This window comes from Microbacterium sp. LBN7 (genome assembly GCF_045690345.1).
Classification (GTDB): Bacteria; Actinomycetota; Actinomycetes; order Actinomycetales; family Microbacteriaceae; genus Microbacterium.
In genome coordinates this window covers 1,212,528-1,226,032 of the sequence record NZ_CP147856.1, presented here as the reverse complement: position 1 = coordinate 1,226,032, position 13,505 = coordinate 1,212,528, and the positions used below count along the sequence as shown (strand labels likewise).

Annotated in this window: 14 protein-coding genes; 10 read left to right on the top strand and 4 right to left on the bottom strand. The window is 67.9% G+C overall.

Annotated elements, in window-relative coordinates; translation table 11 throughout:
* Nucleotides 1–844 precede the first annotated feature (844 nt).
* The gene (locus tag LBN7_RS05870; RefSeq protein WP_341940333.1) at nucleotides 845–1,024 is read left to right on the top strand and encodes a hypothetical protein; all 180 of its coding nucleotides are present in this window, start codon (nucleotides 845–847) and stop codon (nucleotides 1,022–1,024) included.
* A 535-nt stretch (nucleotides 1,025–1,559) separates the two neighbouring features.
* Here the strand turns inward: LBN7_RS05870 and LBN7_RS05865 are convergent.
* Both LBN7_RS05865 and LBN7_RS05860 read right to left on the bottom strand, forming a co-directional pair.
* The gene (locus LBN7_RS05865; RefSeq protein ID WP_341940332.1) at nucleotides 1,560–2,738 is read right to left on the bottom strand and encodes a 4-hydroxybenzoate 3-monooxygenase; all 1,179 of its coding nucleotides are present in this window, start codon (nucleotides 2,736–2,738) and stop codon (nucleotides 1,560–1,562) included.
* A gap of 96 nt (nucleotides 2,739–2,834) precedes the next feature.
* Nucleotides 2,835–3,581, bottom strand: a complete 747-nt coding sequence (locus tag LBN7_RS05860; protein WP_341940331.1) for an IclR family transcriptional regulator — start codon at nucleotides 3,579–3,581, stop codon at nucleotides 2,835–2,837.
* A gap of 60 nt (nucleotides 3,582–3,641) precedes the next feature.
* Here LBN7_RS05860 and LBN7_RS05855 point away from each other — a divergent pair, with 60 nt between their 5' ends.
* Nucleotides 3,642–4,301: a hypothetical protein gene (locus tag LBN7_RS05855; protein ID WP_341940330.1), complete on the top strand. Its 660-nt coding sequence runs from the start codon at nucleotides 3,642–3,644 to the stop codon at nucleotides 4,299–4,301.
* Here the strand turns inward: LBN7_RS05855 and LBN7_RS05850 are convergent.
* Nucleotides 4,298–5,221: a LysR family transcriptional regulator gene (locus LBN7_RS05850; RefSeq protein ID WP_341940329.1), complete on the bottom strand. Its 924-nt coding sequence runs from the start codon at nucleotides 5,219–5,221 to the stop codon at nucleotides 4,298–4,300. The two genes, LBN7_RS05855 and LBN7_RS05850, sit on opposite strands and share 4 nt — an antisense overlap.
* Before the next feature lie 104 nt (nucleotides 5,222–5,325).
* Here LBN7_RS05850 and LBN7_RS05845 point away from each other — a divergent pair, with 104 nt between their 5' ends.
* The 7 genes from LBN7_RS05845 to LBN7_RS05815 are packed head-to-tail and all read left to right on the top strand — an operon-like array spanning nucleotide 5,326 to nucleotide 11,957.
* A complete protein-coding gene (locus LBN7_RS05845) occupies nucleotides 5,326–6,357 on the top strand; it encodes an amidohydrolase family protein (protein WP_341940328.1) in 1,032 nt (343 codons plus the stop codon).
* A gap of 11 nt (nucleotides 6,358–6,368) precedes the next feature.
* A complete protein-coding gene (ligK, locus tag LBN7_RS05840; protein ID WP_341940327.1) occupies nucleotides 6,369–7,061 on the top strand; it encodes a 4-carboxy-4-hydroxy-2-oxoadipate aldolase/oxaloacetate decarboxylase in 693 nt (230 codons plus the stop codon).
* Nucleotide 7,062: 1 nt separating this feature from the next.
* Nucleotides 7,063–8,028: an amidohydrolase family protein gene (locus LBN7_RS05835; RefSeq protein ID WP_341940326.1), complete on the top strand. Its 966-nt coding sequence runs from the start codon at nucleotides 7,063–7,065 to the stop codon at nucleotides 8,026–8,028.
* 2 nt (nucleotides 8,029–8,030) lie between these two features.
* On the top strand, nucleotides 8,031–9,341 hold the full coding sequence (locus LBN7_RS05830) for a protocatechuate 4,5-dioxygenase subunit alpha/beta (RefSeq protein WP_341940325.1): 1,311 nt from the start codon (nucleotides 8,031–8,033) through the stop codon (nucleotides 9,339–9,341).
* Nucleotides 9,338–10,291: a Gfo/Idh/MocA family oxidoreductase gene (locus tag LBN7_RS05825; RefSeq protein WP_341940324.1), complete on the top strand. Its 954-nt coding sequence runs from the start codon at nucleotides 9,338–9,340 to the stop codon at nucleotides 10,289–10,291. The genes LBN7_RS05830 and LBN7_RS05825 overlap by 4 nt, the downstream gene beginning before the upstream one ends.
* Nucleotides 10,292–10,317: 26 nt before the next feature.
* Complete coding sequence (locus LBN7_RS05820) at nucleotides 10,318–11,262, top strand: aldo/keto reductase (protein WP_407361702.1); 945 nt, start codon at nucleotides 10,318–10,320, stop codon at nucleotides 11,260–11,262.
* Entirely contained in the window at nucleotides 11,259–11,957 is a 699-nt protein-coding gene (locus LBN7_RS05815) for a substrate-binding domain-containing protein (protein WP_341946385.1), read from the top strand. Before LBN7_RS05820 ends, LBN7_RS05815 begins: the two co-directional genes overlap by 4 nt.
* A 52-nt stretch (nucleotides 11,958–12,009) precedes the next feature.
* On the opposite strand, the gene LBN7_RS05810 is transcribed toward LBN7_RS05815, so the two are convergent.
* Nucleotides 12,010–12,393, bottom strand: coding sequence for a MerR family transcriptional regulator (locus tag LBN7_RS05810; protein ID WP_341946384.1), 384 nt, complete (start codon nucleotides 12,391–12,393; stop codon nucleotides 12,010–12,012).
* 122 nt (nucleotides 12,394–12,515) lie between these two features.
* Between LBN7_RS05810 and LBN7_RS05805 the strand changes: the two genes are divergently transcribed.
* Nucleotides 12,516–13,457 (top strand): aromatic alcohol reductase, encoded by a 942-nt coding sequence (locus LBN7_RS05805; RefSeq protein WP_341946383.1) that lies wholly within the window; start codon nucleotides 12,516–12,518, stop codon nucleotides 13,455–13,457.
* Nucleotides 13,458–13,505 lie beyond the last annotated feature (48 nt).

Sequence of the window (13,505 nt, the reverse complement as noted above, 5' to 3'; positions counted from 1 at the left end):
GTTTTACCGCGATCCTTCGCCGTTGTCGGTGTCGGCATTCTCAGGATGCGCTTTCCGCCCGGGGTAGCGACCAGTGCGCGTCGCACACGACCGGCTGGCGTCTCCGTAACGCACGCATTCGCAGCGTGGATGTGTGGCAGGGTCGGTTGCGGGTCAGCAGAGAAGGAAGCGCATGGAGACGTGAGAGCATGCATGGGGGCACGGCCGGCGGTCGCCGGGGCGCACCCTGCTTGCGGGTTGCGGGAAGCTCGGATTGCGACTCGGTGAGCGGCTGGTCGCAGACGGACACGAGGTGCTCGCGCTCCGTCGAACGGCGGGGCCGCTTCCTTCCGGTTTCCGATCGATCACTCAAGATCTGCGTGCCGCCCCGCCGCGCGACCTTCCCAGTTGTGAGTCGGTCGTCGTCAGCCTGCCTCCGGACTCGGAGGACAGAGCCGACGGTGACGTCTACGCAGCGGCGCTCGCCAACCTTGCCGGAGGGCTGTCGTCGCGCCCGTCACGCGTGATCTTCGTCTCTTCGACTCGGGTACTCGAAGGGTGGCAGGGCCTCGCCCGCTCACCGAATCGGACGCGCCAGTCCTAGCCGGCAGTCGGTCACGAGCTCTCTTGGAGGGAGAGCAGCTTGCGTCTCGGCTGTTCGGAGCATGCATCGTCCGCCCAGCGGGCATCTATGGGCCGGGCCGGGACTCCGTGATCCGTCGCGTCCGCGCGCACGCCCCGGTCGACTACTCCAGACGCACGAATCGCATCCACGAGGACGATCTCGTCGGGCTCTTGTACACGATGCTCCGAGCCGAGAACGCGCCCCCCGCTTGTCCATGCGGTCGATCGAGAGCCCATCGCGATGGGCGAAGTCGTGACCTTCATCGCTGAAAGCCTCGGCATAGAGCCCCCGCCGCACGCCGAGGGCGAGAGCGGTGGTGGAACGGTGCTCCACGGCAATCTGATGCACGACTTCGTCGGTGCACTCCGCTACCCATCGTTCCGGGAAGGGTACGCACAGATGCTCAGCGGATCCGTCTGAAGTCCTGCCTCGAGGGCTGCACCACTAGATATCCGAGCCTTGGCATGAGCGGAGCATCGTCTCCGTGATCTCCTCGCCGACATGGGCCCTGCCACGACATGAACCGGGATGGTGAGGGCAGGCTCGATCGCCAGAACGCGGATGTCGTCGTACGCATGTTCTGCCTCGTAGCCGAAGATCGGGGGCCACATCGGGATCGGATGCGTCGCCATCTCGGCGAACGTCGACTCCACCCCGGTGAAGGGGATACCGTGGATCAAGCCCTGGCCCGAAGCGACCAGAGCACCGCTCAGAAGGTCGTGGAGGGCCGGACTCTGCTCGCGCTCGACAAGCGCGACAGGTGTTGCACCGTGCTCGGCGATGCTGACCTCCGATCGGTGGGTTCCAGAGCGTCGGAGTCCGCACCCGCCCGCATATGGTCGCCAAGTCGAGCCGGAGCTCAGCATCGCCGTACGCGCTCGCGGGCCCGTCATAACCGGTGTGAGCGGATGTCCGGCACGTTTTGCGGCGCGCATGATCGCCGTCGGGGCCGCGATCAGGACGCCGGCCATCCTGTGTACGCCTCGGCGAGGTAGGCGCGCCCCGCCTCGGAGTCGACGACTGAGCGGAGCTCGCCGAGTTGGCGGCGGCGATCGAATCCGTCGGCATCCGTCGCGGTGTGGAGCATGCTCGTCATCCACCATGAGAAATGCTGCGCCTTCCAGATGCGCTGGAGCGCCCGCTCCGCGTAGCCGTCGATGAGGCTCTCGTCGCGCCGCCCGAGGAACGACGTCAGAGCCTCGGCAAGGAGCACCACGTCGGCGACGGCGAGGTTCATGCCCTTCGCTCCGGTGGGAGGCACGGTGTGCGCAGCGTCGCCGACGAGGGCCACACGTCCGCGCCGCAGCTCGCTCGCGACGAAGCTCCGGAAACGCAGCACGTCTCGCTGGAAGATGCGCCCCTCCTGCAGGGTGGTGCCGGGGACGCGGGACTGCAGCGTGCTCCAGATCTCGGCATCACTGAGAGCCTGGGCGTCGGCGTCCGGAGCGCATTGGAAGTACATGCGCTGCACGAGCGGGCTGCGCTGGCTGATCAGCGCGAAACCATTGTCGGAGTTGCTGTAGATCAGCTCGTCTGCGCTCGGCGGCGCCTCGCAGAGGATGCCGAACCACGCGAAGGGGTACTCGCGGAAGTAGCCGTTTGTCGTCCCGCCCGTGACCGCCGGGCGCACGACCGAGCGGGAGCCGTCGGCCCCGACCACGAAGTCGGCGTCGATCTCGACCGCGGACCCGTCCGCATCGGTCGCGATGAGGCGTGGTGCGTCGGTCCCAGCTCCCTCGATGCGCGTCGCCGTGACGCCTAGTCGAAGATCCTGACCTGCGTGCACGCGCAGTTCGAGCAGATCCTTGAGAACCTCGTGCTGCGGGTAGAGCCAGACGCTGCGACCGACAAGGCCGGGGAAGTCGATGCGATGCCCCTCGCCCTGGAAGCGCAGCTCGATCCCGTCGTGGCGATGACCCACGGTGTGCACACGGGTGCCGGGGTCGATGCGGGTCAGCAGGTCGACGGTGCCCTGCTCGAGGATGCCGGCCCGGATGGTCGACTCGATCTCCTCGCGTGAGCGCTGGTCGATCACGACCGAGTCGATCCCGCCCTCGGCGAGGAGATGGGACAGGATGAGGCCGGCCGGCCCGGCTCCGACGATCGCGACGCGGGTTCGGATCGAGGTGATCATGGTGTCTCCTTCGACGGCGGCGCCGGTGCGTCCGCTCTGCCGATCAGTGTGCGCGACCACCTGCCGCGCGCACCGAAGAATCCCATTGAATGAGATCTAGCCGGGGTGCAGGTCTTTCTCGATGGCTGCCGCTGCGTTTTTCAGGACCGCCACGGCGGGGTCGCTCCGGGAATCGCGGGGCAGCACGACGGAAAGGGCGGCCACCACTTGACCGCGCTCCCGCACTGGCACCGCGACGCCGGTCGACACGGCCTCGATTGATCCCACCGCGATCACGACCCCCTGGCGGCGGACCGTCGCGAGCACGCCGCGCAGCACCGACGGATCGGTGATCGTCTCACGTGACACGGCGCGCAGGGGGCCCCGGAGCACACGCTCACGGAGCTCAGGGGCAGCGAAGGCGAGGAGGACGAGTCCCGAAGACGATGCGTGCAGGGGGAGGCGTCCCGCGATCCGGGTGATGTTGGCGCCGGCGTCCGGATGAGACAGCCGTTCGAGGAACAGCGCCTCCTCCTGCTCCAGCACGGCGAGCTGGGTGTGCTCGCGGATCATGTCCTGCAGGCGCTCCATGTGCGGCAGTGCGACCTGACGCAGCCGGAGCGCGTGCGATCCGCGCAGCGCGAGCTCCCACAGCCTCATGCCCAGCCGCACCCGCATCTCCTCATCGCGCTCGAGCAGCCCGGCCGCGATGAGATCTCCCACGATGCGGTGCGCGGTCGCCGGCGGCAGATTCGCACGACGCGCGATCTGCGTCGCCGTCTGCGTCGTCCGGTCGGCCGCGAACGTGTCGAGGACCCGCACGATGCGATCCGTCATCGAGTCGCCGGAGGGGGAGTTCGCCATTCCGGCAGTCTTGCACGCCTCCCGTGTCGCTCGGCGACCTGTGAGCGGTAGCCTCGGTGCATGACCGCTCCCGTGCTCGCGTCTTCGACGCCCTGGATGCCAGCGGACGTCGACTCGATCGCGGGCCTGCTCGGCGGGGTGCCCGTACGCTGGTGGCTCTCCGGTGGAGCCGCGCTCGATCGCTGGCTGGGGCGTGAGATCCGGACGCGCCCGAACACCGATGTGAGCGTCGCCGCCGTCGACCTGTCCGCGCTCGTCGATGCCCTGCCTGCGCGAGTCACCGCGTGGACGCTCTCCGACGTCGAGGGGTGCGTCGTCCCGCTCGACACGGCGCCTGCCGACGCCGATCCGCACCCCGTGCTGCTCCAGGACGAGGAACGCGGAGTCTGGGTGCTGCAGGTCAATGTCGAGGACGGCTCCCCCCGCGCCTGGGTTTACAAGCGAGATCCGCGGCTGTCCCTGCCGTGGGATCGGGCCGTGCTCGACCTCGACGGCGTGCCGACCGGCGCCCCCGAGGTCCAGCTCGTGTGGAAGGCCCTCCGTCCGCGCCCGGAGGACGAGGTCGACAAGGATGCCGTGATCGCGACCCTCGACGACGAGGCGCGCTCCTGGTACGAGGGTGCGATCCTCTCGATCCATCCGCATTCGACGTGGTCGATCCGCATTCGCAGCCCGTTCGCCCCGGCGAAGGCGAGCTGGAACCGCACGATGCACTCCTAGTCGCGCGTCTCTCTCGCCGCGTGGTACTCCTCGGTGCTGACGGCATCGTGCACGAGGCCGCGGAACCACCGCTGCGCCGGCGAGAGCGCGGCCCCGCGGCGGGTGTAGAGCGAGACCGGTGTGCTCTGCGCGGGCCAGGGGAGGTCGCTGATAGCCAGGCCGTCGAACCACCCGCAGAAGACCTCCGCGACATGGCGGGGCAGGAGCACGACGAGGTCGGTCGTCTGCACCACCGACGGCACCGTGGCGTACTCCTCGACGGTGAGCACGACCTGCGGCATGAGACCGTGCTCGATGAGGGCCTGATGCGGGAACACGTGTCCGCCCCGAGCCGACACGCGCACGAAGTGCCGGCCGTCGAACATGTCCGGTGCGGTCGGAGGCAGCGGATGAGCCGTAGAGGAGAGCGCGACGTACTCGACAGCACGGACGTGCGTGCGCCACAGCCGGGGGCTGCCGATCATTGACACCGTCATCGCGAGATCGATGCTTCCTCGGGTGAGGCCGTCCTCCACCTGGTCGGCGTCGAGTCTCTCGACCGTGATGCGGGGGCGGGCGTCCTCGCGCGTCAGTGCCGCCATGATCGGGGGGAGGAAGGTCTGCTCGCCGATCGACGTGAGCCCCAAGGCGAGCGCTCCGGTGAAGCCGGTCGGCTCGAAGTCGGCGTCGGAGTCGACTGTCGAGTCGATCTGGGCGAGCGCTTCGTGCAGCGGCCCGAACAGAGCTGTGGCGCGGGCGGTGGGCACCATGTCGTGCCCCTCGCGCCGGAAGAGGTCGTCGCCGAATCGCTCGCGCAGCCGTCGCAGCGTATAACTCACGGTGGGCTGGGTGACGTGCAGCCTCTCGGCCGTTCCCGTCACGCTGCGCAACTCGTAGAGCACGACGAACGTGCGCAACTGGTTCAGATCGACGGTTCCCACGAATAGATGCTATCGATACAAGGCTTCTCCATCATCTATTGGACTGCAGATCATGACCGCCCTACCGTCGGAGGAAAGCCCTCCAGCGACAAGGACGCCCCGCGGTGATCATCGACATCCACGGCCATTACACGACCGCCCCTACCGCGCTGGGGGCGTGGCGCGAGCTGCAGATAACCTTCGCCGAGAGAGAGGGCGAGGCTCCGGATCCCGCCGCTCTCCGGATCACCGATGACGAGATCCGCGAGACGATCCAGGCGAATCAGCTGCGCCTCATGAACGACCGCGGGAGCGACATCACCGTCTTCAGCCCTCGTGCCTCATTCATGGCGCACCATATCGGCGACCTCGCCGTGAGCGAGACCTGGGCCCGCATCTGCAACGACCTCGTCGCCAGGGTCGCCCAGCTCTTCCCCGACCGGTTCCTTCCCGGCGCGATGCTGCCGCAGTCGCCCGGCGTCGACCCCCGCACGACCGTCGCCGAACTCACCCGTGCTGTCGAGGATCTCGGCGCGGTCACCGTCAACATCAACCCCGACCCGTCGGGAGGGAGATGGTCGGCGCCAGCGCTGACCGATCGCTCCTGGTACCCGGTCTACGAGAAGCTCGTGGAGTACGAGATCCCGGCGATGGTGCATGTGAGCACCACCTGTCGGCCAGACGTGTTCCACACCACGGGTGACCACTACCTCGGTGCCGACACCACCGCGGTGATGCAGCTCATCAGGGGCGACCTGTTCCGCGACTTCCCCGACCTCAAGCTCGTCATCCCTCATGGCGGAGGTGCGGTCCCGTACCACTGGGGTCGCTTCCGCGGGCTCGCGATGGCGCTGGGCAAGCCCGAGCTCGAGGAGCACCTGTTGGACAACGTCTTCTTCGACACGTGTGTCTACCACCAGCCGGGCATCGACCTCCTGACGCAGGTGGTCCCCGCGCGCAACATCCTCTTCGCGAGCGAGATGATCGGCGCGGTACGCGACACGGATCCGCGCACCGGCCACCATTTCGACGACACCAAGCGGTACGTCGACGCGACCCCGAACCTCACCGACGTCGAACGCTTCGCGGTCTTCGAGGGCAACGCGCGCCGCGTGTACCCGCGCCTCGACCGTGCCCTGACCGCACGCGGGCTGTGAAAGGAATCACCATGCGACTCAACGACCTCGGCATCGTCCGCACCCGTATCGAGCGCCCCGACCCCGACGACGTCGCCAGGCTGTCGGAGTTCGGCGTCGCGACCATCCACGAGGCCATGGGCCGAGTGGGGCTCATGCGTCCCTACATCCGCCCCGCATACCACGGCGCGACGCTGTGCGGTCCGGCCGTCACCGTGCTGTTGCAGCCGGGCGACAACTGGATGTTCCACGTCGCAGCGGAGCAGGTGCAAGAGGGAGACGTGATCGTCGCGGGCTGCACGACTGAGAGCGAGGACGGCTTCTTCGGCGAGCTGCTGGCGACCTCGCTCACCGCCCGCGGCTGCAAGGGCCTCGTGATCGATGGCGGTGTGCGTGACGTCGCCGACCTCGAGCGCATGGACTTCCCGGTCTTCTCGCGCGCGATCAACTCCAAGGGCACGGTCAAGGCGACGCTCGGCTCGGTCAACGTGCCGGTCGTCGCGGCCAACGCGCTCGTGAACCCCGGCGACGTGGTCGTCGCCGACGTCGACGGGGTGGTCGTCGTGCCGCGCGCGCTCGTCGGGGCAGTGGCAGACGCGAGCCGTGCACGTGAGGACAACGAAGAGTCGAAGCGCCGACAGTTCCGCGAGGGCGTCCTCGGTCTCGATCTCTACGGGATGCGCGCTCCGCTCGCGACAGCCGGCCTGGAGTACGTGGAGGACTGAGATGGCGCACGACGACACTACACACGGAGAGACGACGGGCGGGTTCGACAAGACTCCAGGATGGCTCGACTGGTACGACGGGCCCTCTGCTCCGCGCTTCCGGATGCCGGACGGCGCGGTCGACGCGCACTGCCATGTCTTCGGCCCGGGAGCCGAGTTCCCGTACGCGCCCGAGCGCAAGTACACCCCGTGCGACGCGTCCGCCGACCAGCTCTTCGCGCTGCGCGACCGGCTCGGCTTCGACCGCAACGTGATCGTGCAGGCGACGTGCCATGGCGCCGACAACAGCGCCCTTGTCGATGCGCTGCTTCGCAGTGAGGGGCGCGCGCGTGGCGTCGCAACCGTCCGCCGCGACGTGTCCGACGAGCAGCTCGCGGAGCTGCATGAGGCGGGTGTGCGCGGAGTGCGCTTCAACTTCGTCAAGCGGCTCGTCGACCGGGTTCCCACCGACGCCCTCGAGGACATCGTCGCGAAGATCGCCCCTCTCGGCTGGCACGTCGTCATCTACTTCGAGGCCGAAGACCTTCCCGAGCTCTACAACTTCTTCTCCCGCATCCCGACGGACATCGTCGTCGACCACATGGGGCGCCCGGATGTCTCGAAGGACCCGGATGGGCCCGAGTTCGAGCTCTTCCTCCGCTTCCTGCGCGAGAACGACAACGTGTGGACCAAGGTGTCGTGCCCAGAGCGGCTCAGCATCAGCGGTCCGCGCGCTCTCGACGGCGAGCAGCACGCGTACACAGACGTCGTGCCGTTCGCCCGACGCGTGGTCGAGGAGTTCCCCGATCGTGTGCTCTGGGGCACCGACTGGCCCCATCCCAACCTCAAGGACCACATGCCCGACGACGGGCTGCTGGTCGACTACATCCCGCAGATCGCGACGACCCCCGAGCTCCAGCGGAGGCTCCTGGTCGACAACCCGCGCCGTCTCTACTGGGGCGAGTCCGCGAGCGACGAAGGAGCATGACCATGGCACTCGACAAGCCGTACAAGGACGTCCCCGGCACGACGATCTACGACGCGGAGCAGGCCCGCAAGGGCTATCACCTCAACCAGTTCTCGATGTCGCTCATGAAGCCGGAGAACCGTCAGCGCTTCCTCGCCGACCAGGCGGGATACCTCGATGAGTGGCCGTTGAACCCGGTGCAGCGTCAGGCCGTGCTCGACATGGATCTGAACACCATGATCGCCGAGGGCGGCAACATCTACTTCCTCAGCAAGATCGGCGCCACGCACGGTCTGAGCTTCCAGCAGATGGCCGGGTCCATGACGGGCATGAGCGAGGCGGCGTACCGCGACATGATGATCGGCGGCGGACGGCGCCCCGAGGGCAACCGCCTGAAGGACCTCGACGGGTGGACGCCCCCGTCCGCGGAGAAGGCCACGACCATGCGGCCCGATGCGCCGGCCCATTACACCTCGGCGCTGTTCACCTCCCACGTCCCGGCGATCGGCGCCGCGATGGACCTCGGCAAGACCGAGGAGCCGTATTGGAAGAAGGTCTTCGACGGATACCGCTGGACCAGGAGGTGGGCGGAGGAGAACACTCCAGACGTCGTCATCCTCGTCTACAACGACCATGCCACTGCGTTCGACGCCTCGATCATCCCGACCTTCGTGCTCGGCACCGGAGCCGAGTACCCGGTCGCCGACGAGGGCTACGGACCGCGACCGGTCCCGGCTGTGAAGGGATTTCCGGAGTTCGCCGCGCATCTCGCGCAGTCGATCATCCAGGACGACTTCGACCTCACCCTCGTCAACGAGATGGTCGTCGACCACGGTCTGACCGTACCGCTGTCGCTCGTGTACGGCGACGTCGAGGAGTGGCCGGTGCGCGTCATCCCCCTCGCCGTCAACGTCGTGCAGTACCCGGTGCCGTCCGGTCGCCGGTGCTACGAGCTCGGCAAGGCCCTGCGCCGCGCGATCGACAAATGGGATGGCGAGGAGCTGAACGTCCAGATCTGGGGCACCGGAGGCATGAGCCACCAATTGCAGGGTCCGCGTGCCGGGCTCATCAACAAGGAGTGGGACAACGCGTTCCTCGACCACCTGATCGCCGACCCGCTCGGGCTCACCGAATGGCCGCACATGGAGTACGTCGACGAGGCGGGGTCGGAGGGCATCGAACTGGTCGACTGGCTCATCGCCCGCGGTGCGATGGACGATCAGTTCGGCGGCGGAGAGCCCTCGACCGACCACAGGTTCTACCATGTTCCTGCATCCAACACCGCGGTCGGCCATCTCGTGATGAGCAACCCTGCACGTGAGGACTCCGCATGAACGACAAGATCCGCGTCGCCGTCGTCGGCGCCAACGGCGCTTTCGGCATGAAGCACCTCGACGGCCTCGCGAACATCCACGACGCCGAGGTGACGGTCGTCAGCGCGACCTCGCAGGAGAAGGCGGATGCGGTCGCCGCACAGTACGGCGTCGCACACGCTGTCGTGGGTCTCGACGCGGTGCTCCGCCGCGACGACGTCGAAGCGGTGATTCTCGCGACGCCCACCGGTCTGCACGCAGCGCAGACGCAGGCCGTGCTCGCCGCGGGGAAGCACGTGCAGGTGGAGATACCCCTCGCAGATTCGCTGGCCGACGCGGAGACGACGTTGGCCGTCGCCGACGCGTCCGATCGCGTCGCGATGGTCGGCCACACCCGCCGCTTCAACCCCTCGCACCAGTTCGTGCACGAGCGGATCCGATCCGGCGAGTTCGCGGTGCAGCAGCTCGACGTGCAGACGTACTTCTTCCGGCGCACGAATACGAACGCCAGAGGCGAGAAGCGCTCGTGGACCGATCATCTGCTGTGGCACCACGCGGCGCACACGGTCGATCTCTTCGCTTATCAGTCCGGACGGATCGTCGACGCGCATGCCATGCAGGGCCCGATCCACCCCGTGCTCGGCATCGCGATGGACCTCTCGATCCAGCTCAAGAGCGAGACCGGGGCGATCTGCACGCTTTCGCTGTCGTTCAACAACGAGGGGCCGTTCGGTACGTTCTTCCGCTACATCGGCGACACCGCGACGTACGTCGCGCGATACGACGACCTGTTCACGGGTGCGGAGGAGCAGATCGACGTCTCGACGGTGGCTGTGAGCATGAACGGCATCGAGCTGCAGGATCGTGAGTTCGTCGCGGCTATCCGCGACGGGCGGGAGCCGAATTCCTCGCTGCGCCAGGTCATCGACTGCTACCGCGTGCTCGGGGCGCTCGAGGCGCAGCTCGCGTGATGCTGCCGCGGTTCGGCCTCGGCTGCATGAACCTCAGCCACGCCTACGGGGTCCCACCCTCGGAGGAGGAAGGGATCCGCCTGCTTCGAGTCGCTCTCGATGAGGGAGTCGGAATGCTCGACACCGCCACGCTGTACGGCGGAGGTCGTAACGAGGAGCTCGTGGGACGGGCGATCGCGGGGCGCCGGGACGACGTCGTGCTGGCCAGCAAAGGCGGCATGGCGCTCATCGACGGCATCCGCACCATCGACGGGCGGCCGGAGACGCTGCGGGCTCAGGTGGACGCCTCGCTCGCGCGGCTCGGCGTCGACCGCATCGACCTCTACTACCTGCACCGGTGGGATCGCTCGGTCCCCATCGGTGAGAGCGTCGGCGCGCTCGCCGCGCTCATCGACGCAGGCAAGATCGGCGCGATCGGCCTTTCGGAGGTGTCGGTCGCGAGGCTGCGCGAGGCGCAGCGGGTCGCACCGATCGCCGCGGTGCAGAACGAGTACTCGTTGTGGAGTCGCAACCCGGAGCTCGGGATGCTGGACGCGACGCGTGACGCAGGCATCGCACTGGTCGCGTTCTCCCCGGTGGCTCGCGGATTCCTCAGCGACAGCGTCGCTGATCCGTCGACGTTGGCGCAGAACGACATCCGCCGCACCATGCCCCGTTTCCGCCCCGAGCACTGGCCGGCGAACGCCGCGCTGCTGCCGCGCTGGCGTGCGCTCGCCGCAGAGGCAGGATGCACGCCGGCACAGCTCGCCCTCGCGTGGGTGATGTCGCGCGGTGATCACGTCATTCCGATTCCGGGCACCACGAACCCCGACCACCTCCGCGACGACCGCGCGGCGATGGATCTCGTGATCGACCCGGTTCTGCTGGCTCGGGCCGGCGACCTCATCTGCACCGCGACGATCTCCGGCCCTCGCTACGCCTCGGGCCCCGCAGCCGATGTCGACACCGAAGCGTTCGAGGAGGCAGGGTGAAGGCGATCTCGTCCATGGCGACCCGGCATCTGCTCGCCGACCTCGTCGCTTCGGCCGCCTCGGCGGGATGCGCGGAGGTCATCGTCGAATCCGTCGGCGGCGTCGACGCCGAGCGACGCGTCGCGGCAGGGGAGGGGTTCGACCTGGTGTTCCTCGCCGAGAGCGCCCTGCGCCGACTCGCCGTCGGCGGGCACGTGGACGCCAGCACGGTGATGCCGCTCGTCGTGTCGCAGGTCGCGGTGGCGGTGCGGTCCGGCTCGACCGGTCCTGCGGAGCTCCCGCTCGGACCGGCCTTCGACGACGCGGCCGGCCTGCGCGAGGCGCTGCGCGCGGCGGAACGGATCGGCTACTCGACCGGCCCGAGCGGGACGGCGCTGCTGCGCATGATCGATGAATGGGGCTTCGCCGACGAGTTCGGCGACCGCCTCGTGCAGGCGCGCCCAGGCGTTCCGGTCGCCGCGCTCCTCGCAGACGGGGAGGTCGATCTGGGGTTCCAGCAGCTCAGCGAGCTGGTCGGGCAGATCGGCGTGCGCATCCTCGGGGTGATGCCCGACGATGCCGCGATCGACACCGTCTTCGGGGGCGTCGTGGCGACAGCATCCGCTGACCCGTCGCGCGCTGCGTCACTTCTCGCCTTCCTCGCATCGGAAGTCGTCGTGCCGATCAAGCTGGCGCACGCATTCGGCACCGTTTAGAGGGAGTGCGCGGATGCCTGCCCGCTCTCCGAGAGCTCTCCGCCTGCGCTGGTCAGGGCGTGGTCGCCGAGAGCAGATCGGTGTGGCCGGTACGCCGAAGGTAGTCGATGACAGCCTCGCGACTCTTCTCCAGGCATACGATGCGGTTCTCCACCACACGCAACTCCCTCGCCAGCTCCTCAGCCGAGGTTCGGTTGTGTGCTCCCGTCTGGTGCTCCGGCGAGGACGCCTCGATGTTCAGCACGATCTTGATCATTCGCGTGGACAGCCCTGCCTCGACGAGGGCTCGCACATGGCGGGCGTTCTCTATCTGCTCCTCCGTGTAGTCGCGATATCCGTTCCCCGACCTCGACGCCTCGATGAGCCCCTGCTGCTCGTAGTAGCGCAGCATCCGCGCGGGAGCCCCGATCTCTTCGGCAGCCTCGCTGATCCTCATGGTGGCGCGCCCTTCTTCGACCCTCGATGGAGATGAATTTGACCTTGACAGTGATGTCAAAGTTTACATTGGTGTTCGTGCGCCGTGTCCCGAACTGCGGGCCGCCGAAGAAAGGAAGACACATGTCGATGAGCGACTGGACAGGAACGTCGCGGAGGATCCTCGTCATCGGGGCGGGTGAGCTGGGGATGCCCGTCCTGCGCAACGTCGCCCGAAGAGCGGCCGCCGTGCCGGGTTCGTCGGTAGACGTGCTGCTGCGTCCTCGCACCATCGAGTCGACCGTGACCGCGAAGCAGCGCGATGTCGCCGAGATCCGCAGCCTCGGTATAGGGGTCGTCCCCGGCGACCTGGTGGAGAGCACGGTCGACGACCTCGCTCAGATCTTCTCGGGCTACGACACGGTCATCGGGTGCACGGGGATCACCGCCGGGCTCGACGCTCCCATGAAGGTCGCGCGGGCGGCGCTGCAGGCGAAGCTCCCCCGATACTTCCCGTGGCAGTTCGGCGTCGACTTCGACGTCATCGGTCGCGGCAGCCCCCAGGACATCTTCGACTCGCAGCTCGACGTACGGGACCTGCTCCGATCGCAGGACGGCACCGAGTGGGTGATCATCTCCACGGGCATGTTCATGAACTACCTCTTCGAGCCGGGGTCGGGAATGGTGGACCTTTCGAACGACGCGGTGAACGCGCTCGGGACCGCCGACACGGCCGTCACCGTGACCACCCCCGAAGACATCGGCGCGCTCACCGCCGAGATCCTCTTCGCCGAGCCGAGGATCCGCGATGAGATCGTCTACGTCGCCGGAGACACGATCACCTACGCCCAGCTTGCGACGACGCTGGAGGAGATGCTCGGCCGCCCGTTCGAGCTGCGGGTGTGGTCGGAGCCGCTCCTCATGGACGAACTCGCCGCAGACCCCGACGACATGACCCGCAAGTATCGGGCGGCTTTCGCGCAGGGGCGTGGTGTGGCCTGGGACAAGGCGGCGACCTTCAACGCGCGCCACGGGATCCCGACCACCACCCTCCGCGAATGGATAGGAGAGAATCTCGTCGCCTGAAACGCTCGCGCCGATGTTGCGCCCGAGTCGCGAGAGAAACTCGGGCGC